Source organism: Massilia sp. Root418 (genome assembly GCF_001425265.1).
Taxonomy (GTDB): Bacteria; Pseudomonadota; Gammaproteobacteria; order Burkholderiales; family Burkholderiaceae_D; genus Rugamonas.
In genome coordinates, this window is sequence record NZ_LMEC01000002.1 from 123,894 (window position 1) to 145,994 (window position 22,101).

Below are 22,101 nucleotides of genomic sequence, written 5' to 3' on the forward strand. Positions count from 1 at the left end.
AGCTGCAGGTAAGCTGTAGGTAGGCAGCAGTTAGCCGGCACTTCGGCTATAGTCGTAGCAACATCAACTACAACGACCGCTGCCATGTTCTCCCCGCCCACCGTAGACAGTATCAATTCCCTCCTCCCTTCCGAGCCGCTGCTGATGATGGGCGCCGGCCCGGTGCCGATCCCGCACAGCGTGGCGCAGGCCAATTCCATCGTGATCAACCACCTCGGCGGCACGATGGCGAAGATCATCCACCAGATGAAGGAAATGGCGCGCTATGTGTTCCAGACCGAGTCGCGCTGGATACTGGGCGTGGCGGGCCCCGGTTCGGCGGCGATGGAGATGAGCGTCTGCAACCTGGTGTTCCCCGGCACCCGCGTGCTGAGCGTGTGCAACGGCTACTTCGGCCGCCGCTTCGCCGAGATGGCCACCCGCGTGGGCGGCCAGGTGGAGTGCCTGAACGTGGCGGACGGCGAGGCGGCCCAGGTGGCGGCCGTGCGCGAGCACCTGGAGCGCTTCCGCCCCGAGGTGCTGACCATCGCCCAGGGTGAAACCTCGTCCACCGTGTTCAACATCCATTTGCCGCAGATCACCCGCCTGGCGCGCGAGTACGGCTGCTACGTGATCGTGGACGCGGTCTGCACCCTGAGCACCATGCCGTGCGAAATGGATAACTGGAAAATCGACGCGGTGGTAACGGGCGGCCAGAAGGGCCTGTCGTCCATCCCCGGCGTGTCGCTGATCGCGTTTTCGGAGCGCGCCTGGGAGCGCATCAGCGCGCGCCCGGTGCCGCCGCCGCACTGGTGCCTGGACGCCAAGCTGGCGGAGCAGTTCTGGCACAACGCGTCCTACCATTACACGGCGCCGGTGTCGGGCATCCTCGCGCTGCACGAGGCGCTGCACCTGATCTGCCAGGAGACGCTGGAGGAACGCTTCGCGCGTCACCTGCGCTGCTCGCTGGGCCTGCAGCGCGGCGTGGAGGCCATGGGCTTGAAGCTGTACGGCACGCCGGAGTCGCGCCTCAATTCGGTGGTGGGCATCGTGGTGCCGGACGGGATCAACCGGGCCGAGATCTGTGAGCAGATTTCGCTCAAGTACCGGGTGGAGATTTCCGGTTCCTTCGGCCTGAACATCGTGCGCATCGGGCAGATGGGCGAGCAGTGCCGCGCCCACCACCTGTTCCGCACCCTGCACGCGCTGGGCTCGACCATGAAGGACCTGGGCGCGGACGTGGACGTGGCGGCCGGCGTGGCGGCGCTGGAGCGGCAGCTGCAGGGCGCGCTGTAGGACGCTAGCCGCGCCCGCCGCTGCCCCAGGCGGTTTCGCCGTAGCGGAACTTGGGGCGCAGCTCGCGCGCGAACTGCTGCAGCTCCAGCGTGAAGCCGCCCAGCGACAGTTCGCCGTTCATGTAGCGCCCGATCAGGGACGGCAGGTCCAGGCCGTCGCGGAAGTCGATGTCCTTGCTGTCAACGAAGCCGCCGCGCCGCAAGTCCGCTTCCAGCGCTTCGGCGCGCTGCGCGTCTTCCTCGGCGTGGCGGCGCGCGGCCAGTGCGCGCTCGTAGTCGCGCCGGCTGGCGGCCAGCTTGTCCTGCAGGTTGACGATCTCCAGCACCAGCTTGTCGTCCTCCGGACTGGGCGTGGCGCGCGCCTGCGCGATCAGGTCCGCGATCGGCATGGACTTCAGGCTGGCGGCCTGCAGTTCCTGCGCGCGCAGATAGCGCGGGTCGCGCCGTGCGGCGTAGTCGGCCAGGCTGGCGCGCACCCGGCGCAGGCGTTCGTCGGCCTGCGCAACGGCCGCTTCGAGCGGGGCCACGGCTTCGGCGATGCGTTCGGCGATGGTGGGCGGCGGTGGCGCGAAGGACAGCTTGTCGAGCGCCGCGCGCGCCTCCGCCAGCGCCTGCGCGCTGCGCTCGGCGCGTACCGGCAGGGCTTCCTGCATGGCCAGCAGGATGCGCTCGTTGCGCCGGTTGTTCTCGAAGTTGCACAGGCCGGCGATCCATTCGTCCTTAGCCGCGTCGCTGCGGTCGGCGCGGTAGGCTGGCGTGCCGTAGCCTTCGCCGCACAGGTAGGCATACAGTTCGTCGCTGCGGTAGCGCGCCAGCTTGGCGGTGATCTCGGCCTCCAGGTCAGCGTTCATGGCCAGCAGCGACTGGTGCGCGGTCTCGGCGCGCTGGTAGGCTTCGCGCGCGGCCTGCAGCAGCTGCGCGGCGTCCATCTGCGCGCCGGGGCGCAGCGCGGCCTCGCGGATGTCGGCGCCGCGCTGGCGAATGGCCGCGACGTGGTTGGCGATGTCGCTGTTCACCGTTTGCAGTTCGGCGCGCAGGGCCTGTTCTTCGTCGGCGCGGAACGCCAGCTCGCGCTCCGCTTCGGCGGCAATGCTCTCGTTGTCCGCCAGGTGCAGCGCTGCGACCTGGCGCAGCAGGCCGGCGATTTTCTGCTCCAGTGCCAGCTCGTCGCGCCCCGCTTCGGCGGCGCGCGCGTCGCAGCTTTCCAGTTTACCCTGGTAGATGCGGGTGTTTTCGCCGATGGCGGCGCTGAATTCGGTGGCCAGCATGTTATTTCATCAGCCCGGACAACCAGCGGCGCCAGCCCGGCGCACGGCCGTGGCCGGCGCGCCGGGCGGCGATGTATTGCAGCGCCTTTTCGCGCTCGGCGGCGTCGCCAGGGCCGGGTTCGAATTCCAGGCGCTGGGCAAAGTAGGCGCGTACGCCTTCGGCGATCAGCTCGTCGTCCACCGCGAGGCGGTTGGCGGCATAGTACTCGCGGATGCGCGCCGCCACTTCCTCGCGCCGCCGGGGCAGGTCGAGATGCTCGTCCACCACCATCTGCCGGTGGCGCAGCTCGTCGATGATGGCCATCGCCCCCAGCTGCTCACTCAGACTCCCTGCCATGCCGCCTGTCCTTTCATGCCGCTAAAAACTGTCACTGGTGCTGTAGCTGCCACCGCCGCTGCTGTCGGAGGAGGAGTAGCTGCTGCCGCCACTGCTGTCCGAGCTGTCGTAGCTTGAACTGCTGCCTGAGCTGCTGCTTGCGCTGCTGCTGCTCGAACTGCTGCCCCAGCTGCTTGAGCTACTGCTTGAGCTGCTGCTTGAGCGCCGGCGCGAGCCGGAGGAGGACGAGGAGGACGAGCCGCCGCCACTGCTGGCAATCGCGCCCACCACCGCCACCACCACGGCGCCCACCGTCAGCAGCACCGTGCCGGCAGCCACGGCGCTGGTCTTGCCGACTTCGATCCACGAGATCGTACCATCGTCGTCATGGTAGGGGCCCAGCTTGCGCGTGTAGCGCCCGATTTCCGCATGCACCTGCTGCGCACTGGACTTGCCGTCCACATAGCCGTCCAGCACAGCGCGCAGGTCCAGTTCATCCTCGAAGAAGTGGCGCGTCACGCTGCCCGTGTCCGGCAGCGCTTCGAGCAGGCTGTCGCGGATTTCGCAGGCGCGCAGCCGTTTCTCGCGGCTCTCGCGCCCGCGCGCAGCCAGTGCCTCGTATTCCTGCTGCAGAGCGCTGGACTGCTTCCCCAGTCCAGTCAGGCGCTGCACCAGCGCATCATCTTCCACTGCCGGGGTGCTGGCCGCCAGGTCCGCCAGTTCATCGATGGAGCGCGCCTGCAGGAACTTCCGCACCATCTGCTGCACCGTGACGTAGCGGGCATCGGTCTTGTTTGCGTAGGCGGCGAGTGCCGCGCGCACCCCTGCTGCGGCGCTCTGCAGCACATCCAGTTCCCGGTTGCGCTCGGCCAGGCGCGCTTCGGCGGCCGGCAGGTCCAGCGCCGCACCGGCGGCAGCCAGCAGCTTCCGCTCGGCACTTTCCGCTTCCGCCAGATCCATATCCAGCCGGTAGGCGCGGCGCACCAGCTCTTGCTGCATCTCCAGCAGGGTTTGCTCCGCCGCGCGGTTGTCCTTGAAATGGCAGAGCCGCGCAATCCAGGCGTCCAGCAGGCGCACCGGCGGCAGCGCACTGTAGCTGAGGTCACCGTAGCGGCGCTGGCGCAGGTAGCCGTACAGGCTATCCCCGGCCTGGTAGGCGGCCAGCTTGGCGCTGCATTCGGCGCTCAGCTCCTGGTAGTCCGGCTGCAAGGCGTCGCGCGCCTCGCGCGCCAGCACATGCGCCTGCGCGCTGACGACGAAGGCGGTGTCGGCCGCCAGGTCCGCATGCAGGCGGTGGCGCAGGGCTTCGCATTCGCTGCGGGCCCGGTCGCGCGCCGCCAGCGCCGGCACCTCCCGCAGCTCGGCCTGGACCAGCCGGGTGCGCTCGCGCTGCTCTTCACGCGCGCGGTCGGCCAGTTCGGCCTTGACCCGGTTGCCGAAATCGGCCTGCTGGTCCAGCTGCAGTTCAGCCACCTGCCCCAGCAGCTCAGCCCGGGCGGCTTCGCACTCGGCCTGGCGCGCGGCGGCGCCGGCGCACTGCCGCTCAACGTCGGCCAGCGCCTGCTCGTGTGCGCGGCAAAATTCCTCCAGCGCCGCAATATAGGTCCCCTGCTCCATCACCACTCCGTAATCATATCGGGCTGCGCCTTGAGCGTGCGCGCGTAGCGCACCGTGAGCGAGTTGGCCGGCTTGTTACCCATGCCACGGTTTTCGACGTGGCCGGTGGACTGCTTTTCAGCCTTCACCGCCTGGTACTGCTCGCGGCTCACGCGCACGCCGTAGAATTCGGTCCAGGTTTGCGCGCCGGTTTCCACGCTGCGCACCGGCACCTGCACGTTGTTGCCCTCCGCGTCCAGCGCTTCCACGATCAGATACCAGGACTTGCCGCCAGACGTGTTGTAGTTGCGCTCCACGCCGGAGCGCACGCCCTCCCGGTCGGCTACCATGATGTCCAGCGGCAGGCGGGCGAAGTTCAGCAGGGCTTCCGCCTGCGTGGCCAGTTCCTTCACACGCCCGGCGTCCAGCTGGGCGGCAGCGGCGAAGGCCGCCTGCGCCAGCGCGTCCACGCGCTTCCTGTCATCGCCGGGCAGGCCCATCCTGCCCAGCTGGGCGACCGCCTCGCGCACGTCCTGCAGATGGCCTTCTGCCGCGCTGGCGGCGGCCAGCTGGGTGCCCAGTTCCTGCACCGCCAGCTGGGCGGCCGGTGCGCCGGCGCCGCCAGCCTGCTCCAGCGCCTGCTGCACCGCGCGCACCTGCTGGCGCACGGCCGGCGCATTCCATAGCACCGCTTCGTTGTATTGCCGCTGCAGTTCCAGCAGGGCCGATTGCGCCCCCAGCAGCTGCTCCAGGCGCTGCAGCGTGCCCTGCGTCTGCGCCAGCACGGCTTGCGCGGACAGCGCCTCGGCCTTACGCCGGTCCACCGCCGCCAGGAAGGCGCTGCGGTTGTCCGCAGTGATGGCACCGGCGTCGGGCGCGTTTTCCTTCAACGCGGGTTCGGTTTGCTTCAGCCCGGCCTGCACCTGGGCCAGCATGGCGGCGGCAGGCGGCAGCTGCGCCTGCGCCGCGCCCGAACGGCCGGCCAGGCGCACAGCTTGTTCGATGGCTTCTTTCTGGCTGGCGCGCGCCTGCTCCAGCACGCCCGCCAGCTGTGCAACATGCTCGCGGCTGTCGCGCTGCAAGCGCCAGTAGTCGAGGTAATGCATGCCGCCCCACATGACCAGGCTGGCCACGGCGCAGCCCAGCCACAGGCGGTACACATGGGCGTGCCGGCTGCGCCTGGTGTACAGGCGCGACAGCAGGCCGGCCAGCCTGCCCGGCGCGGCAGGGCGGAATTCCAGGCGCCCGTCGAAATAGGCGCGCACGCCCTGGGCGATCAGCGCGTCGTCCACCGGGATGTTCTGTGCCGCGTAGTAGGCGCGGATGCGCTGCTCGGCTTCGGCACGGCGGCGCGGCAAGTCGAGATGCTCCGCCACCACCATTTGCTGGTGGCGCAGGTCATCGATAATGGACATCGCCCCCAGCTGCTCGGACAGCGCTCCCGCCATCTCAGGCGCCCTTGTTCAGCAGGGCGATGAAGCGCTGCTTGCTGTCCTCGGTGGCCGCTTCGATTTCCTTGGAGGTGCGGGTGGATTCTTCGCGCAGCTCTTCGATCAGCTTCAGGCTGCTGCCCTGGAACTCGACGATGGCGTTGGCCAGCGCGCTCACCGAGCTGGCTTTCAGGGTGGAGCCGTAGCCGGCGCGCAGGCCCGCTTCGAGCTGCTGGCCGCCGGCCTTGGCCAGCGATTCCAGGCCCTGGTTGATGCCGTCGGTCATGGCATCCATGGTGCTGGTGGTTTCCGCCAGGCCGGCCATGGAAGTGAACGACGCGGCCAGGCCGGTGAACACCACCTCATTGGTGGCAAAGAAGGTGACGGCGCGCTGGTAGATGCGCTCTTTGACGGTGTGGGTCTGCTGCAGGCGCGCGAACACCAGTTCGGCCGTGTTGTAGGAGGTTTTCAGGTCGTCGGCGATGTCCTTCACGATCTGATAGGACTTGTCCTCGTCCTGCACCGCGCGCAGCGCTTCGTCGCGCGCCAGTTCCAGGCGGGCGCGCTCGACGGCGTCGGCCACGTTCTCGGTGGCCTTGTTGGCCACGTCCAGCTCGGCCTTGCGGCGTTCCAGTTCGGCGGTGGCCGTTTCCAGCACCTGCTGCGCATCCACTTCGGCGGTTTTGAGGGCCATGCGGAAATCGCGGTAGGCTTCCAGGATGGCGTTTTCGCGCTGGATCTGCTCGTTGGCCGACTTGGCCACGTCCAGGTAGGTGGCGCGGATGTCGTTGAAGCGGTCCGGGATCGAGCCGCGCCGCATCTTCATCCAGCCCATCTGGATGCGTTCCTGGAAGTCGATCTTGCCGTCGGCCATCCAGCCGGCCATCTTTTCCGCATCCTCGCGGATGGAGTTGAAGCCGGTGGTGATCTCCGCGTAGCGGGTGGAGATGTCCATGCCCTTGATCTGGTCGCGCACGGCGGCATTGAAGGTGGACGAGTACTGCAGCGTGGTGGCGATGGCCGTGATTTTCACGGCATCATACTTGGACACTTTTTCCAGCAGCGGCACCACCGGCGCAGCCTCGCGGTTGCCCAGGTTGACGCCTATGGTGCGCAGCGCGTTGACTGCGCGGTCGAGGTAGCTGATTTGGTTCATTCGAGACTCGCAAGTGATGGGTTTGCTATAAAGAAATTAGCCTGCAACGCATCTTATAACAAAAACATCCTTGCGAAAATCTCACCCCGCTTTTATCTGCCGCGGCGCAAAGGCCGCCGGCGGCACCGGCAGCAGCACGGGACGGGCCGCGAAGCGGGGCGCCGGCCCTGGCATGGCCCCCACGGCGCCCGCCAGCCGCTGGCGCGACTTGCGCGCCGTCTCGCATAGCAGGCACATGGCTCAGGCCTCCTGGGCTTGCTCGGTCTGCTGCCAGGCCGGCAGCTGCTGCATGCGGCCGAACCATGCCATGAGATTGGCGTAGCCGCCCAGCGGCAGCGCGGCCTTGTCCAGGTACATGATGGGGGCGGCCAGGGTGAGGTCGGCCAGGGTCAGGCTGTCGCCCACCACCCACTGGCGGCCGGCCAGGTGCTTGTCGAGCACGCTGGCATAGTCGGCCAGCTCGCTCTCGCCGCGCTCCTCCTCGCGCGCATCCGGGCCCTGTCCGGTCACGTAGCCTTTCCACACGCGCTCCCAGGTCAGCACACCGATGGCGGGCGAGAAATGCTGGCAGGCCCAGAACATCCAGCGGTTAATGTCGGCGCGCACGCGCACGTCCTGCGGGTAGACGGTCTGGCCGGGCGTCTTCTCGGCCAGGTACTGCATGATGGCGCAGGATTCCCACAGCAGGAAGCCGTCGTCTTCCAGCACCGGGATCTTGCTGTTCGGATTGAGCTCGCCCAGGCGGCGGCGGTCGTCCGGGCTCATCAGGCTGATCTCGACAAATTCCACATCCGACTGCAGGTGGGCTGCAAGCATCGCCACGCGGCGGGCGTTGGACGAAATCGGGTGGTGGTAGATACGCATGGCTGTCTCCGTAAGTGATTAGCGATAAAGCTATGTTAAGAGACAGCCATGACAGTTTCTGTCAGTAGCGTTTGGCAATCTATCCGCTCAGGGAACGCCCTATAGATCCAGCTTCATGCCGAGCTTGACCGTGCGCGGCAGGCCGGCCGAAAGACGTGTGCCGCGGGCCGCCCAGTATTGCTTGCCGCCGGCGTTTTCCACGTTGGCCTGCCAGGTGGCGCGCTTGCCGAAAGCCTGCCCCACGTAGCGCGCGCCGGCGCTGAACAGCGTGACGCCGCCCAGCCACGCCTGGTCCAGGTCGTTCACCGGGCGCTTGCCGGTGTAGTAGGCGCCGCCGTTAAAGGATATACCCGGCACCGCGTCCAGCGCATACGACAGGAAGGCGCTGGCGGTCCGGCGTGCGGCGTTCTCCGGCAGCTTGCCGTTGTAGACGGCGTTGATATTGCGGAAGCGCGGGTCCAGCCACTGGGCCGAGGTCTGCCACGCCAGCCGGCGCGTGAGCTGGCCCTGCGTGGACAGCTCCAGGCCGCGGTAGCGCTGCTGGCCATCGGCAACGTAGCGGTTGGCGCTGTCGGTATAGTAGCCGGGCCGCTCGATCTGGAACAGCGCGGCCGACAGCAGGGTGCCGCCCGGCGCGCGCCAGCGCGTGCCCAGCTCGCGCTGCCTGCTCACGCCAGGCGCCAGGCGCTCGCCCTGGTTGACGGTGCCGGTGGGGCCGGTCTCGCCCTCTTCCAGGCCCTGCGCGGCCGAGGCGTAGAAGCTCAGTTCGGGCACGGCCTTGTAGACCAGCGCGGCCATGGGCGCGGTCCTGGCGGCGTCGTAGCGGGCGGCGCCCTGTTCGCTGCGGTAGTCGGCGCGGCGCAGGCCGGCGATCAGCTGCCACTGCGGGCCCAGTTCCATGCGGTCCAGCGCGTACAGGCCCGCGTCGCGCGAGGCCAGCGCGGCCGTGGTGGGCTTGGCCGGCACGGCGCCATAGACGATGGCGCCGATGGGCTGCGGGTTGTACAGGTTTTGCGCGGCAACCGTGTAGCTGGCCTGGTAGATCGGGTCCTGGGTCTTGACGGTGCGGGTGGCGCCCAGGGTGAGCTCGTGGCGGATGGCGCCGGTGGCGAAGCTGCCCGCCAGCTCGGCGCGCAGCAGTTCGGACGCGGTGACCGAGGTCTGGATATTGCCGTTGATGCGGCCGGCGCCGGTGGCCACGGCGGCATTGTTGTTGAAGCGGAAAATGGCGAGGCGGCGGTCGCGCTCGGTTTCCGCGCGGCCCGCTTCCACCGTCAGCGCCCAGTTGTCGCCGAGCGCGTAGTCGGCGCGCAGCTGGGCGTTGGCGACGCGCGCTTCGAAGATGGCTTGCTCGGGGCCGACCAGGCGGCGCGGGTCCACCGTGCGCGGCAAGGCGATGGCGCCGTTGACGGCAGCCGGCAGCGCAACGCCAGCCTGCTCGGTCATCTTGCGGCGGTCGTATTCCAGGTCCGCCTTGAGCAGCAGGCGCGGCGACGCGCGCCAGTCGAAGGCGGCCGAGGCGAAGCGGCGCCTGCCGTCGTCCACGCCGTCCAGGTGGGAACCCAGCACGCCCCCGGCGGCGTTCACGCGCAGCCCGAATTCATTGGCCTGGCCGAAGCGGCGCGCCACGTCCGCGCTGGCGACGGCGCTGCCGTTGCCGTCCACCTGCAGGCCGACGCTGGCGACCGGTGCGGCGCCCGCGCGCCGGGTAACGAAATTGACCACCCCGGCCGGCGTGGTGAAGCCATAGTAGAGCGCAGACGCGCCCTTCAGCACTTCCACGCGCTCCTTGTTCTCCATGGCCACCTGGGAGAAGTTCATGATGGGCAGGGAACCGTTCAGGCGGTAATTGGTGCGGTTCTCCACCGGGATGCCGCGTATCACCAGCTGGTCCCAGGTGTCGCCGCCGTTCTGCTGGCGCGTGACGCCGGCGGTGTTGCGCAGCGCGTCATACAGCCCGCCGGCCGCCTGCAGCTCCAGCACCTCGCGCGTGACCACGTTGACGGTGGAGGGCACGTCCATGATGCTGCTGCCCCGGAAACTGCCTGCTTCCACCGTGTTCGGCACGAAGCCCTGCGCGCGCGCGGCGGTGACGCGCACGGTGCCGAGTACGGCGTCGTCCTGGGCCAGGGCGAGCGATGGTGAGACGGCGAACGGCAAGAGAACGGCAAGGCGGTAGCGCGGCATGGTGACTTTCAAGTTGGCAAACACAGCCCGCCATGTTATCGCAAATGAGAATCATTATCAATTTTGAGCAAAAAAAACCCGCCGGGGAGCGGCGGGTGAAGTCCAAAACTAGGGATGTCCTGAAAGAGACGGTTCCACTATAGGCCCGGGCGGGCGCGCGCTCTGTGCGTCAATTAACGCAAACGTAACGCAAACGCTAGCTCTCTTCGCTGATGCCGTTTTCCGCCCGCCAGGTCTTGAGCAACGCGTGGCGCGGGGTGGGATAACGCTCGGCAATGGTGTCGGCGGAGCGGATGCGGTCCATGCGGAAATGGCGCAGCGCGCCGCGCATTTCGCAGAACGCGGCCAGCACGCGCTTGCCCTCGAAATAGGCCAGCGCGAACGGCCACACCACGCGTTCGGAGGCCCGTCCCTGCTCGTCGCTGTAGCAGATCCGCAGCTTGTGCTGGCGCCGTATGGCGCGCCGCGCGGGCGGAATGTGCGGATCGTCGCGCTCGTTGAAGCCGATCGGCACCCACAAGCTGGTTTCGGCCATCTCGTCGCGCAAGTCCTTGGGAGTGGCGGTGGCGATCTTGGCCAGCGCGCTGGCGGCAGCCAGGGCCAGCTCGGCGTCGCCCTGGCGCTTGACCCAGCGCGCGCCCAGCACCAGCGCTTCCAGCTCATCGGCGCCGAACATCAGCGGCGGCAGGAAGAAGCCGGCCCGCAGCAGGTAGCCCACGCCGGCCTCGCCCGCCAGCGGCGCGCCCAGCTCGGCCAGGGTCTGCATGTCGCGGTAGATGGTGCGTTCGGATACGCCCAGCTGCGTGGCCAGCGCGGCCGCCGTCACCGGGCGCCGGTTGCCGCGCATGGCGTCCATCAGCTGGAATAGTCTGCCGGTACGGCTCATGGTCATCCTCGTGTATAAAAAATGCCGCCAGGCTTGCGCGTGGCGGCATTGTCGGGGGCAGCGGTCTTAGACCACTGCGCCGTCGGTTTCGTCTTTTTCCTTGACCGGCTTGATCAGGTCTTCGCGCTTCACGCCCAGCCACATGGCCACGGCGGCAGCCACGAACACGGACGAGTAGATGCCGAAGCAGATACCGATGGTCAGCGCCACGGCGAAGTAGTGCAGGGTCGGGCCGCCGAACAGCAGCATCGACAGCACCATCATCTGGGTGCAGCCGTGGGTGATGATGGTACGCGAGATGGTGGAGGTGATGGCATTGTCGATCACTTCATGCACCGAGGCCTTGCGCTGCTTGCGGAAGTTTTCGCGGATACGGTCGAAGATCACCACCGATTCGTTGACCGAGTAGCCCAGCACCGCCAGCACCGCCGCCAGCACCGTCAGCGAGAATTCCCACTGGAAGAAGGCGAAGAAGCCCAGGATGATGACCACGTCGTGCAAGTTCGCGATAATTGCCGCCACCGCGTACTTCCACTCGAAGCGCACGGCCAGGTAGATCATCACGCCGATGATCACCATCACCAGCGCGTTCAGGCCATTCTGGGCCAGCTCGTCGCCCACCTGCGGGCCGACGAATTCCACCTTGTTCAGCTGCACGGTCTCGGCGCCGGCCGCGTCCACGCAGGCGTTCTTGGCGATCTGCTCGCCCTTGGCCGATACGTGCTCCACGCGCTTGATGCTGCCGCTGTCGGCCTTGCACAGCGCCTCGAACACCTTCTGCGAGGCGTTGGCCGCGTCAGTGCCCTTGGCGCCGGCCACGATGGGCAGGCGCAGCATCACGTCGCGCGCGGTGCCGAAGCTGGTCACTTCAGGATGGTCGTAGCCCAGGCCCTGCACGGTGCCGCGGATCGCTTCCAGGTTGGCCGCGTGCGGGTACTTCACCTCCATCACGGTGCCGCCCTTGAACTCGATCGACAGGTGCAGGCCCTTGTGGAACAGGAAGAACACTGCCGCCACGAAGGTCAGCGCCGACACCACGTTGAAGATCAACGCGTGGCGCATGAAGGGGATGTCTTTTCTGATGCGGAAAAATTCCATGTTGTCTACCCTCTTTTATTTCGACTGGCCGGGAACCCAGACCGTGCCGATGGCGATGGTCTGGAGTTTCTTCTTGCGGCCGTACCACAGGTTCACGACGCCGCGCGACACGAAGACGGCCGAGAACATCGAGGTCAGGATGCCCAGGCAGTGCACCACGGCGAAGCCGCGCACCGCGCCCGAACCGAACACCAGCAGCGCCAGGCCGACGATCAGCGTGGTGACGTTGGAGTCCAGGATGGTGGCGAAGGCGCGGTCGAAACCGGCCGCGATGGCCGCCTGCGGCGAGGCGCCGCCGCGCAGTTCTTCGCGGATGCGTTCGTTGATCAGCACGTTGGCGTCGATCGCCATACCCAGCGCCAGCGCAATTGCGGCGATGCCCGGCAGCGTCAGCGTGGCCTGCATCATGGACAGCAGCGCGATCAGCAGCAGCAGGTTGACGCCCAGCGCCAGCACGCTGAAGAAGCCGAACATCATGTAGTACAGGATCATGAACACGGCGATGGCGGCAAAGCCGTACACCATGGACAGCTTGCCCTTCTGGATGTTCTCGGCGCCCAGCGCAGGGCCGACGGTGCGTTCCTCGATCACGGTCATCGGCGCGTACAGCGCGCCGGAGCGCAGCAGCAGTGCCAGCTCGGCCGAGTTCTCGGCGTTGCCCATGCCGGTGATGTTGAAGCTGCTGCCCAGTTCGCTCTGGATGGTGGCCACGGACAGCACTTCCGGCTTGCCCTTCTGTTCATACAGCACGATGGCCATCTTCTTGCCCACGCGCTCGCGGGTGGCTTCGCGCATCTTGCGGCCGCCGTCGCCGTTCAGGTCGATCGACACCGCAGGCTGCTGGTTCGAATCGAAGCTGGCGGTGGCGCGCGAGATGTAGTCGCCGGTCAGCACGATGTCCTTCTGCAGTACCACGGGCACGCCTTTGCCGACCGTGAACAGCTCGGAGTTGAACGGCACGGCCGCCTGCAGCTCGGTGCCGGGGGTGACGGTCTCGTCGACCATGCGCACTTCCAGGGTGGCGGTGCGGCCGATGATGGCCTTGGCGCGCGCCACGTCCTGCACGCCGGGCAGCTGGACCACGATGCGGTCCGGGCCCTGCTGCTGGATCACCGGCTCGGCCACGCCCAGTTCATTGACGCGCTTGGACAGCGTGGCGATGTTCTGGCGCACGCCGTTGTCCATGGCTTCCTTCAGCGCGGCCGGCTTCAGGTTCAGCGCCAGGGTCAGGTCGGCGCCGTCGCTGCCTTCGGCGGCGGTCAGGTCGGCCTGCTGTTCCAGGATGACGGCCTTGGCGGCGGCGCGGGTTTCGGCGTCGCGGAATTTCACCTCGACGGCGTTGCCCTTGCGCTCGATGCCGGCGTGGCGCACGTTCTTGTCGCGCAGCTGGCTGCGCACGGCGGTCTGGATGCCCTGCACGCGCTTGTCCAGCGCGGCCTGCACGTCAACCTGCATCAGGAAGTGCACGCCGCCGCGCAAGTCCAGGCCCAGGTACATCGGCACGGCGCCGATCTTCTGCATCCAGGCCGGCGTGTTGGCCGTGAGGTTGTTGGTGACGATGTAGGCCGGATCTTCCGCGTCGGGATTGAGCGCGCGCTCCAGCGCCAGCTTGGCCTTGAATTGGGTGTCGGTGTCGTTGAAGCGCACGCGCACCGAGACGCGGTTGCCGGTGCCGTCCAGGGTCACGGCTTCGTGCGCCAGCTTCTCCTGCTTGAGCAGGCTATCCACGCGGGCGCTCAGCTCGCTGGTGACCTTGACGGTGGACTTGCCGCTGGTGACCTGCAGCGCCGGCGATTCGCCGAAATAGTTCGGAGCCGTATACAGTGCGCCCAGCAGCACGGTAATGGCGATGATGATGTACTTCCAGACAGGATAGCGATTCATATATTCTGCGTTCCAGGAGAGACTCAAACGGGCCGCGTATGCTGGATAGGCGGCCCGTGAAGATTACAGCGCTTTCAGCGTGCCCTTAGGCAGCAGCGTGGTGACCGACGGCTTCTGCACCACGATCTCGGTGCCTGCGGCCACTTCCAGGGTCACGTAGACGTCGGTCACTTTCGAGACCTTGCCCAGGATGCCGCCAGCGGTGACGACTTCGTCGCCCTTGGCCAGCGCGTCCATCATCGCTTTCTGTTCCTTGGCGCGCTTCTGCTGAGGACGGATCATCAGGAAGTACATGACCACGAACATCAGGACCAGCGGCAGGAAGCTGGTGAGGTTGCCGCCCAGGCCGAGTGCGTCAGTAGGGGCTTGAGCGTAGGCATTGGAAATGAACACAGGGAACTCCAGTTATATTAGTTTGAAAAAATAGCGCTGTATTCTAGCATTGGCCGGTCCGGGGCTAGACGTTTCGACCATGTTGGGACAATAAATGTTTTTGCAAGTTTGGCCCTGACCGTTGATTACACCCCGCGGGCCCGGTCGGCGTGGAATTGCGTCACCCACGCCGGGAAGCGGTCCTGGTCCAGCGCATCGCGCATCTGGCGCATGATGTCGAGGTAGTAATGCAGGTTGTGGATGGTGTTCAGGCGCGCACCCAGGATCTCCTGCGAGCGGTGCAAGTGGTGCAGGTAGGCGCGCGAGAAGTTGCGGCAGGCGTAGCAGGAGCAGCTCTCGTCCAGCGGCTGGGTGTCTTCCTTGTAGCGCGCGTTCTTGATCTTGATGTCGCCGTAGCGGGTGAAGATCCAGCCGTTGCGCGCATTCCGGGTCGGCATCACGCAGTCGAACATGTCCACACCGTTCGACACGCCGGCCACCAGGTCTTCCGGCGTGCCGACGCCCATCAGGTAGTGCGGCTTGTTGGGCGGCAGGCGCGGGCCGACGTGGGCCAGCACGCGCATCATGTCTTCCTTCGGTTCGCCCACCGACAGGCCGCCGATGGCCAGGCCGGGGAAATCGATCTCTTCCAGCTTGGCCAGCGATTCGTCGCGCAGGTTCTCGAACATGCCGCCCTGGACGATGCCGAACAGCGCGTTCGGGTTCTCGCCGCGGTTGAACTCGTCCATGGAGCGCTGCGCCCAGCGCAGCGACATGCGCATGGACTTGGCCGCTTCGTCCACGGTGGCCGGACGGCCCTGGATTTCGTAGGGGGTGCATTCGTCGAACTGCATCACGATGTCCGAGTTCAGCACGCGCTGGATCTGCATCGAGATCTCGGGCGAGAGGAACAGCTTGTCGCCGTTGATGGGCGAATTGAAATGCACGCCCTCTTCCGTGATCTTGCGCATGTCGCCCAGCGAGAACACCTGGAAGCCGCCCGAGTCGGTCAGGATGGGCTTGTCCCAGCCCATGAAGCCGTGCAGGCCGCCGAACTTGGACATCACGTCGTTGCCGGGGCGCAGCCACAGGTGGAAGGTATTGCCCAGGATGATCTGGGCGCCGATTTCCTTGAGCTCCAGCGGCGACATGGCTTTTACCGAGCCATAGGTGCCGACCGGCATGAAGATCGGCGTCTGCACTTCGCCGTGGTTCAGTTTCACGGTGCCGCGGCGGGCCTTGGTCAAGCCGGTGGTGTCGGTCTTGATGAGTTTAAATTCAAGCATTGAGATTCCTAGTTTTTAGCGCGGGACTGCGTGGTCAGCAGCATGGCGTCCCCGTAGCTGAAGAAGCGGTATTCATTGGCGATCGCGTGGGCGTAGGCCTGGCGGATCTCTTCAAAGCCCGCGAAGGCCGACACCAGCATCAGCAGGGTCGATTTCGGCAGGTGGAAATTGGTGATCAAGCGGGTGACCGACTTGAACTGGTAGCCCGGGGTGATGAACAGGGCCGTGTCGGCGCTGCCGGCTTCGATCTGCCCGCTCTGCGAGGCCGATTCCAGCGCGCGCAGGCTGGTGGTGCCCACGGCGATCACGTCGCGTCCGGCGGCACGGGTGGCGCGCACGGCGTCCACCGTGGCCTGCGGCATGGTGTACCACTCGGTGTGCATCTTGTGCTCGGCCAGGTTCTCGGTGCGCACCGGCTGGAAGGTGCCGGCCCCCACGTGCAGCGTGACGTAGGCGAAGTTCACGCCCTTGTCCTTGAGTTTCTGCAGCAGCGCGTCGTCGAAGTGCAGGCCGGCGGTGGGGGCGGCGACGGCGCCCGGCACCTTGTTGAACACGGTCTGGTAGCGGGTCTCGTCGAATTCGTCGGCGGCGTGCTCGATGTAGGGCGGCAGCGGCAGGCGGCCGTGCGCTTCGATCAGCTCGAACACGTCGTCTTCAAAGTGCAGGGTGTAGAACTCGCCGGCGCGCTCGCCGACGGTGACGTCGAAGGCGTCCGCCAGGCGGATCTTCACGCCGGGGCCGGGTGACTTGGAGGCGCGCACCTGGGCCAGCACCGTGCGGGTGTCCAGCACGCGCTCAACCAGCGCCTCGACCTTGCCGCCACTGTCCTTGACGCCGAAGAAGCGGGCTTTCAGCACGCGGGTGTCGTTCATCACCAGCAGGTCGCCGGCCTGGAACTGGTCCAGGATATCGGTGAACTGGCGGTCGTGCAGGGCGAGGGCCGCACCTTGTCCATCCACGTGCAGCAGGCGCGATGCGCTGCGGTCCGGCAGCGGAAATTGCGCTATGCGCTCCTGTGGCAAGTTAAAATCGAAATCTGATAGAGAATACATGACGCACTTCTGAAACTGTTGGGCAACCCTCTATTTTACGCTAGTAGCCCGCAAAGCATCTGAAATATGCCCTTACCGACGCAAAAACCTGTCAAAAAACCCACCGCAAAGGGAGGCAAGCTCACCGCCGCCAACGCTGAAGCCAAGCTCGCCAAGCTGGGCCTGCGCACCGACATGGACCTGGTGCTGCACCTGCCCATGCGCTACGAGGACGAAACCCAGGTGTTCACGATAGCGGACGCCTGCCTGCGCAGCGGCCAGACCTGGCAGGTGGAGGGCGTGGTGACCAGGAACGAAATCACCTTCAAGCCCCGGCGCCAGCTGCTGGTCCACATCGCCGACGACACTGGCGACATCCAGCTGCGCTTCATGAATTTCTACGGCAGCCAGGTCAAGCAGCTGGCCGAGGGCACGCGGGTGCGCGCGCGCGGCGAGGTAAAGCACGGCTTCTTCGGCGCGGAGATGGTGCACCCGGTGTACAAGGTGATCAACGAGGGCGCGCCGCTGCCGACCGCGCTCACGCCGGTGTACCCGTCCGGCGAGGGCCTGCCGCAGTACATCCTGCGGCGCGCCATCACCGATGCCATGAAGCGGGTGGACTGGACCGACACCCTGCCTGCGGAGCTGGTGCGGCGCATGCACCTGAGCGACTTCGAGCCGGCCGTGCGCCTGCTGCACTCGCCCACGCCGGAAGTGGACGAGCACGCGCTGATGGACCGCTCGCACCCGGCCTGGACGCGCGTGAAGTTCGACGAACTGCTGGCGCAGCAGCTGTCGCTGAAACGCGCGCAGCAGGCGCGCCGCGCCAAGGGGGCCGCCGCGCTGAAGAAAGTGGGCCAGCTGTCGGTGGCCTTCCAGGCCGCGCTGCCGTTCAAGCTGACCAAGGCCCAGCAGCGCGTGCTGGACGAGATCCGCGCCGACCTGCGCCAGCAATATCCGATGCAGCGCCTGCTGCAGGGCGACGTGGGCGCCGGCAAAACCGTGGTGGCCGCGCTGGCGGCCGCGCAAGCCATCGACAGCGGCTACCAGGCCGCGCTGATGGCGCCCACCGAGATCCTGGCCGACCAGCACTTCCGCAAGATCGCCGCGTGGATGGAGCCGCTGGGCGTGAAGGTGGTGTGGCTGACGGGCAGCCTGAAGAAAAAGGAAAAGACGCTGGCCACCGAGCTGGTGGAATCCGGCGAGGCGCGGCTGGTGATCGGCACCCACGCGCTGATCCAGGACACGGTGCAGTTCGAGAACCTGGGCCTGGTGATCGTGGACGAGCAGCACCGCTTCGGCGTGGGCCAGCGCCTCACCTTGCGCAACAAGGGCAACGCGGGCGCCATTCCGCACCAGCTGATGATGTCCGCCACGCCGATTCCGCGCACCCTGGCCATGACGTACTACGCCGACCTGGAAGTGTCCGTCATCGATGAGCTACCGCCGGGCCGCACGCCCATCGTCACGCGCGCCATCGACCAGAACCGGCGCGACGAAGTGGTGGCCCGCGTGCACGCGGCGGCGCTGGAGGGGCGGCAGGTGTACTGGGTCTGCCCGCTGATCGAAGAATCGGAAGCGCTGCAGCTGCAGACCGCCACCGAGACCCACCAGCTGCTGGCCGAAGCGCTGCCGGACCTGAACGTGGGCCTGGTGCACGGCCGCCTGAAACCCGCCGAGAAGCAGGCCATCATGGACGCCTTCAGCGCCAATGAGATGCAGGTGCTGGTGGCCACTACCGTGATCGAGGTAGGCGTGGACGTGCCGAACGCCTCGCTGATGGTGATCGAGCACGCCGAGCGCTTCGGCCTGTCGCAGCTGCACCAGCTGCGCGGGCGCGTGGGACGCGGCTCGGCGGCCAGCGTGTGCCTGCTGCTGTATCAGAGCCCGCTGGGCCCCATCGCCAAGCAGCGCCTGATGACCATGCGCGAAACCACGGACGGCTTCGAGATCGCGCGGCGCGACCTGGAAATACGCGGCCCCGGCGAATTCCTCGGCTCGCGCCAGAGCGGCCAGGCCATGCTGCGCTTCGCGGACCTGGAGACCGACGGCTGGCTGGTGGACCAGGCGCGCGACGCCGCCCACGCCCTGCTGCACGATCCCGCCAGCGCGGAAACCGTGGAGATCCACCTGGAGCGCTGGCTGGGCGGGCGGGAAGAATTCCTGAAAGTGTAAGTGTTTGTAAAAAGTTGCACGATGGAACGAGCTATGCGACACTCGCCCTCCTTATGCGTACACTTTCCACTTCCATTATCGGCTTGGCAATAGCGGTTGCCTACCTGCCAGCGGCGCTGCCTGCGCACGCCGAGCAGCAGGCCACCGGCGCAGCCACCGCGGCAACAGCCGCGACGGCGCAAGCCGCGCCCGGCGCCACGCCGCCCGCTGCAGGCAGCGCTGCACACGCGGCGGTGGCCCAGGTCCCTGGCGCAGCGGCAGCAGTGGGCAATGCGGCGGCAACGGCGTCCGCGCTGACGGCGCCGGCCACCGCCATGGCGAGCGGCGCCGGCTCGCGCACGCTGGCGGCGGCCCCTGCTGCGGACAAACCGAAGTCCAGGTGGCTCTGGCCGCTGGAAAGCGCGAAAGCGCGCGTGAGCAGCTTCTTCGGCGCGCTGCGCGGACGGCGCGCGCATGGCGGCGTGGACATCTCCACCCCGGTCGGCACCCCGGTCAAGGCGACCGACGGCGGCGTGGTGGTGGCTTCCACCAACCGCTACCTGGGCGACAAGAAATACGGCGAAGTGGTGGTGATCGAACACCTGAACGGCTTCAAATCGCTGTACGCGCACCTGAACACGCGCGACGTGAAAGTGGGCGACGAAGTGATGGCAGGCCAGTCCATCGGCCAGTCCGGCCAGACCGGGCACTCAACCGGCCCGCACCTGCACCTGGAAGCGTTCTACAACGGCGCCCGCACCGACCCGGGCCACTTGCTGGCGGGCCTGGAGGACGTCGCGCTGCCTTCCGCGCTGAACGCCAAGCAGTACACCTCCACCGACGGCAGCTTCGTCACCAAGGCGCCCTATGTGGCGCCTGTGAAGGCCGGCAAAAACAGCAGCCGGAAGGCCGACCGCAAGACCGACCGAAAAGCCAAAGCCGGCAAGGACACCCCTCAAAAGCACATCAAGAAACGCGAGCCCAGGTCCAGCAAGAAGTCCGGCCGCAAGTAAGCCAGGAAAACGAGCGCCAGCGCGCCCGCCACCGCCGCCCGCAGCAGCCAGGTTTTCATGATGCTACGCGGCCTTAAGCGCGCTGCGCGCCAGCGGACGCTCGTCCACCGGCAGGTTGGCCAGCCCGGCCATCACGCCCAGCCCGATCGCAATGCCCCACACCACGTTGTAGTTGCCCTGCAGGGCGAACAGGTAGCCGCCCAGCCAGACGCCGAGGAAACTGCCGATCTGGTGCGAGAAGAACACGATCCCCGCCAGCATGGACATGTGCTTGACGCCGAAGATGCCGGCGATGATGCCGTTCGTGAGCGGCACCGTGGACAGCCAGATGAAGCCCATCGCCGCAGCAAACAGATATACCGACATGGCCGACAGGGGCGCCAGCAGGAACAGCGCGATCACCGCCGAGCGGATGAAATAGATCCCCGAGAGCAGGTAGCGCTTGGGCACCATGCCGCCCCACTTGCCCGCGTAGAAGGAGCCGAAGATGTTGAACAGGCCGATCAGCGCCAGCGCCATCACGGCCAACTTGGGATCGCCGATACCCTTGTCCTTCAGGTAGGCCGGCAGGTGGACGGCGATGAACACCACCTGGAAGCCGCACACGAAATAGCCCGCCACCAGGAACAGGAAAGAGCGGTTGCGCAGCGCTTCGCCGAAGGCTTCGCCGATGCTCTGGTGCGCGCCGCCGGCATGCTCCACGGCCGGCTCGCGCAGGAAGAAGGCCATCGGCACCATGGCGATGACGACCGCCGCCGCCAGCAGGTAGAACGCGCTTTGCCAGCCCACCGAGGAAATCAGGTACTGCTCCAGCGGCATCATGAGGAACTGGCCGAAGGAGCTGGCCGCGCCGGACACGCCGAAGGCCCACGAGCGCCGCTCCACCGGCGCCACGCGGCCGATGATGCCGCTCACGGCGCCGAAGGCGGTACAGGCCAGCCCCAGGCCGATGAACACGCCGGAGCCGACGATGAACAGCGTAGGCTGCGTCACCACCGCCATCCACACCAGGCCCGCCATATAGCTCAGCGCGCCCACCAGCACCACGCGCATGGTGCCGAAGCGGTCCGCCGCCATGCCGGCGAAGGGGCCGAAGGCGCCCCACAGCAGGTTCTGCAAGGCCAGCGCCAGCGAATAGGTTTCGCGGGTCCAGCCGTTGGCGTCCGAGATGGGCTGCATCCAGAAGCCGAAGCCGTGGCGCACGCCCATGGCCAGCGTGAGCACGACACCGCTGGCCAGCAGCACGGATTTGAGCGACGGTACGCGGTCTGATGTGAACATGGGGTTCCCTTGGGATTATGCGGCGTCTGCGCTGTAGCGCACGCCGATCTGGGCGCGCATGCTGTCGAGGATGCCCATCAGGGCCACGCTCTCGTCCAGCGGCATGACGGGGCTTTCCAGCAGGCCCGCGCGCAGGCAGCGCACCACTTCGGCCGCTTCGTGCGGGTAGCCGTTGCCGCTGCGCGGTACGTGCAATTCGGTCTTGCTGCCATCGGACAGTTCCACCGTCAGCGAATTGGTGTAGTGGAAGCGCGAGTTCAGGCGCACGTGGCCCTTGTCGCCGGAGATGGTCAGTTCGCAGGGGGTGCGGGCGCGCAGGCTGGACAGGCAGGAGGACACGGCGCCGCTTTCATGCCTGAGCGTGAAGGAAGCTTGCACGTCGACGCCGGTGGCGCCCAGTTCGCCCTGCGCCTGCGCAGAGGCGACCGGGCCGAGGAAGTAGGCCGACAGCGACAGCGGATAGATGCCCAGGTCGAGCAGCGAGCCGCCGCCCAGCTCGGGGTTGAACAGGCGGTGTTCGGGGCCGGCGTCGGAGGCAAAGCCGAAGTCCGCCGTAACGCCGGCGGGCTTGCCGATTTCGCCGCTGTCCACGATGCGCTTGGCTTCCACGATGGCCGGCATGAAGCGGCTCCACATGGCTTCCATCATGAACAGCTTTTTCTCGCGCGCCAGGGCGACGATTTCTTCCGCCTGGCGGCGGTTCACGGTGAACGATTTTTCCACCAGCAGCGCCTTGCCGGCGTTCAGGCACATGATGGCGTTCTCGTGGTGCATGGGGTGCGGGGTGGCGATGTAGACGACGTCCACGTCCGGGTCGTCGGCCAGGGCCTGGTAGCTGGCGTGGCAGCGGTTCACACCGTAGGCGGCGCCGAATTGCTGCGCGCTTTCCGCAGTGCGCGATGCTACCGCTACCAGTTCGGCGCCGGGCGTGTCGCGCAGGCCTTCGGCCATCGCCTTGGCGATTTTGCCCGTGCCCAGGATGCCCCAGCGGATTACCTTGTCCAT

The 22,101-nt window shown here is 67.0% G+C and carries 18 protein-coding genes; 3 read left to right on the forward strand and 15 right to left on the reverse strand.

What is annotated here, in order from left to right; all coding sequences use genetic code 11:
* Positions 1 to 84 precede the first annotated feature (84 nt).
* Entirely contained in the window at positions 85 to 1,275 is a 1,191-nt protein-coding gene (locus tag ASC94_RS06315; RefSeq protein WP_056392416.1) for an alanine--glyoxylate aminotransferase family protein, read from the forward strand.
* 4 nt (positions 1,276 to 1,279) lie between these two features.
* On the opposite strand, the gene ASC94_RS06320 is transcribed toward ASC94_RS06315, so the two are convergent.
* The 13 genes from ASC94_RS06320 to queA all read right to left on the reverse strand — a co-directional run bounded on the left by ASC94_RS06320 (position 1,280) and on the right by queA (position 16,669).
* Positions 1,280 to 2,542 (reverse strand): hypothetical protein, encoded by a 1,263-nt coding sequence (locus ASC94_RS06320; protein WP_056392418.1) that lies wholly within the window; start codon positions 2,540 to 2,542, stop codon positions 1,280 to 1,282.
* A 1-nt stretch (position 2,543) separates the two neighbouring features.
* Entirely contained in the window at positions 2,544 to 2,879 is a 336-nt protein-coding gene (locus tag ASC94_RS06325) for a DUF6384 family protein (RefSeq protein WP_157201317.1), read from the reverse strand.
* 21 nt (positions 2,880 to 2,900) lie between these two features.
* Entirely contained in the window at positions 2,901 to 4,475 is a 1,575-nt protein-coding gene (locus ASC94_RS06330; RefSeq protein ID WP_056392421.1) for a hypothetical protein, read from the reverse strand.
* Positions 4,475 to 5,902: a DUF6384 family protein gene (locus ASC94_RS06335; protein ID WP_056392423.1), complete on the reverse strand. Its 1,428-nt coding sequence runs from the start codon at positions 5,900 to 5,902 to the stop codon at positions 4,475 to 4,477. The genes ASC94_RS06330 and ASC94_RS06335 overlap by 1 nt, the downstream gene beginning before the upstream one ends.
* Position 5,903: 1 nt before the next feature.
* Positions 5,904 to 7,040, reverse strand: coding sequence for a hypothetical protein (locus ASC94_RS06340; RefSeq protein WP_056392425.1), 1,137 nt, complete (start codon positions 7,038 to 7,040; stop codon positions 5,904 to 5,906).
* A 240-nt stretch (positions 7,041 to 7,280) separates the two neighbouring features.
* Positions 7,281 to 7,904: a glutathione S-transferase family protein gene (locus ASC94_RS06345; protein WP_056392428.1), complete on the reverse strand. Its 624-nt coding sequence runs from the start codon at positions 7,902 to 7,904 to the stop codon at positions 7,281 to 7,283.
* A 99-nt stretch (positions 7,905 to 8,003) separates the two neighbouring features.
* Positions 8,004 to 10,091, reverse strand: coding sequence for a TonB-dependent siderophore receptor (locus ASC94_RS06350; protein WP_056392430.1), 2,088 nt, complete (start codon positions 10,089 to 10,091; stop codon positions 8,004 to 8,006).
* Between the two features lie 196 nt (positions 10,092 to 10,287).
* Positions 10,288 to 10,977, reverse strand: coding sequence for a YafY family protein (locus ASC94_RS06355; protein ID WP_056392502.1), 690 nt, complete (start codon positions 10,975 to 10,977; stop codon positions 10,288 to 10,290).
* Positions 10,978 to 11,043: 66 nt separating this feature from the next.
* Entirely contained in the window at positions 11,044 to 12,075 is a 1,032-nt protein-coding gene (gene secF, locus ASC94_RS06360; protein WP_056392432.1) for a protein translocase subunit SecF, read from the reverse strand.
* Between the two features lie 15 nt (positions 12,076 to 12,090).
* Positions 12,091 to 13,959: a protein translocase subunit SecD gene (gene secD / locus ASC94_RS06365; RefSeq protein ID WP_056392434.1), complete on the reverse strand. Its 1,869-nt coding sequence runs from the start codon at positions 13,957 to 13,959 to the stop codon at positions 12,091 to 12,093.
* 63 nt (positions 13,960 to 14,022) lie between these two features.
* Positions 14,023 to 14,352: a preprotein translocase subunit YajC gene (yajC, locus tag ASC94_RS06370; RefSeq protein ID WP_056392437.1), complete on the reverse strand. Its 330-nt coding sequence runs from the start codon at positions 14,350 to 14,352 to the stop codon at positions 14,023 to 14,025.
* Between the two features lie 125 nt (positions 14,353 to 14,477).
* Positions 14,478 to 15,617 carry a tRNA guanosine(34) transglycosylase Tgt gene (gene tgt / locus ASC94_RS06375; RefSeq protein WP_056392438.1) on the reverse strand — a complete coding sequence of 380 codons (1,140 nt, stop codon included), beginning with the start codon at positions 15,615 to 15,617 and terminating at the stop codon, positions 14,478 to 14,480.
* A gap of 8 nt (positions 15,618 to 15,625) precedes the next feature.
* Positions 15,626 to 16,669: a tRNA preQ1(34) S-adenosylmethionine ribosyltransferase-isomerase QueA gene (queA, locus tag ASC94_RS06380; protein ID WP_056392440.1), complete on the reverse strand. Its 1,044-nt coding sequence runs from the start codon at positions 16,667 to 16,669 to the stop codon at positions 15,626 to 15,628.
* Positions 16,670 to 16,735: 66 nt separating this feature from the next.
* Between queA and recG the strand changes: the two genes are divergently transcribed.
* Positions 16,736 to 18,823, forward strand: a complete 2,088-nt coding sequence (gene recG / locus ASC94_RS06385; protein WP_056392442.1) for an ATP-dependent DNA helicase RecG — start codon at positions 16,736 to 16,738, stop codon at positions 18,821 to 18,823.
* A gap of 53 nt (positions 18,824 to 18,876) precedes the next feature.
* Complete coding sequence (locus ASC94_RS06390; protein ID WP_056392443.1) at positions 18,877 to 19,815, forward strand: M23 family metallopeptidase; 939 nt, start codon at positions 18,877 to 18,879, stop codon at positions 19,813 to 19,815.
* 63 nt (positions 19,816 to 19,878) lie between these two features.
* Here ASC94_RS06390 and ASC94_RS06395 read toward each other — a convergent pair whose 3' ends face one another.
* Together ASC94_RS06395 and ASC94_RS06400 are read right to left on the reverse strand one after the other, a co-directional pair.
* A complete protein-coding gene (locus tag ASC94_RS06395; protein WP_056392446.1) occupies positions 19,879 to 21,096 on the reverse strand; it encodes an MFS transporter in 1,218 nt (405 codons plus the stop codon).
* A gap of 15 nt (positions 21,097 to 21,111) precedes the next feature.
* Positions 21,112 to 22,101: a Gfo/Idh/MocA family protein gene (locus ASC94_RS06400; RefSeq protein ID WP_056392448.1), complete on the reverse strand. Its 990-nt coding sequence runs from the start codon at positions 22,099 to 22,101 to the stop codon at positions 21,112 to 21,114.

What these genes read in the sequence shown, in the direction of transcription:
- queA (WP_056392440.1), bottom strand. Translation starts at nt 16,669, where the DNA reads ATGTATTCTCTATCAGATTTCGATTTTAACTTGCCACAGGAGCGCATA.
- ASC94_RS06315 (WP_056392416.1), top strand. Translation starts at nt 85, where the DNA reads ATGTTCTCCCCGCCCACCGTAGACAGTATCAATTCCCTCCTCCCTTCC.
- ASC94_RS06355 (WP_056392502.1), bottom strand. Translation starts at nt 10,977, where the DNA reads ATGAGCCGTACCGGCAGACTATTCCAGCTGATGGACGCCATGCGCGGC.
- ASC94_RS06345 (WP_056392428.1), bottom strand. Translation starts at nt 7,904, where the DNA reads ATGCGTATCTACCACCACCCGATTTCGTCCAACGCCCGCCGCGTGGCG.
- ASC94_RS06340 (WP_056392425.1), bottom strand. Translation starts at nt 7,040, where the DNA reads ATGAACCAAATCAGCTACCTCGACCGCGCAGTCAACGCGCTGCGCACC.
- tgt (WP_056392438.1), bottom strand. Translation starts at nt 15,617, where the DNA reads ATGCTTGAATTTAAACTCATCAAGACCGACACCACCGGCTTGACCAAG.
- secF (WP_056392432.1), bottom strand. Translation starts at nt 12,075, where the DNA reads ATGGAATTTTTCCGCATCAGAAAAGACATCCCCTTCATGCGCCACGCG.
- secD (WP_056392434.1), bottom strand. Translation starts at nt 13,959, where the DNA reads ATGAATCGCTATCCTGTCTGGAAGTACATCATCATCGCCATTACCGTG.
- ASC94_RS06330 (WP_056392421.1), bottom strand. Translation starts at nt 4,475, where the DNA reads ATGGAGCAGGGGACCTATATTGCGGCGCTGGAGGAATTTTGCCGCGCA.
- ASC94_RS06350 (WP_056392430.1), bottom strand. Translation starts at nt 10,091, where the DNA reads ATGCCGCGCTACCGCCTTGCCGTTCTCTTGCCGTTCGCCGTCTCACCA.
- ASC94_RS06395 (WP_056392446.1), bottom strand. Translation starts at nt 21,096, where the DNA reads ATGTTCACATCAGACCGCGTACCGTCGCTCAAATCCGTGCTGCTGGCC.
- ASC94_RS06325 (WP_157201317.1), bottom strand. Translation starts at nt 2,879, where the DNA reads ATGGCAGGGAGTCTGAGTGAGCAGCTGGGGGCGATGGCCATCATCGAC.
- ASC94_RS06390 (WP_056392443.1), top strand. Translation starts at nt 18,877, where the DNA reads ATGCGTACACTTTCCACTTCCATTATCGGCTTGGCAATAGCGGTTGCC.
- ASC94_RS06400 (WP_056392448.1), bottom strand. Translation starts at nt 22,101, where the DNA reads ATGGACAAGGTAATCCGCTGGGGCATCCTGGGCACGGGCAAAATCGCC.
- ASC94_RS06320 (WP_056392418.1), bottom strand. Translation starts at nt 2,542, where the DNA reads ATGCTGGCCACCGAATTCAGCGCCGCCATCGGCGAAAACACCCGCATC.
- recG (WP_056392442.1), top strand. Translation starts at nt 16,736, where the DNA reads ATGCCCTTACCGACGCAAAAACCTGTCAAAAAACCCACCGCAAAGGGA.
- ASC94_RS06335 (WP_056392423.1), bottom strand. Translation starts at nt 5,902, where the DNA reads ATGGCGGGAGCGCTGTCCGAGCAGCTGGGGGCGATGTCCATTATCGAT.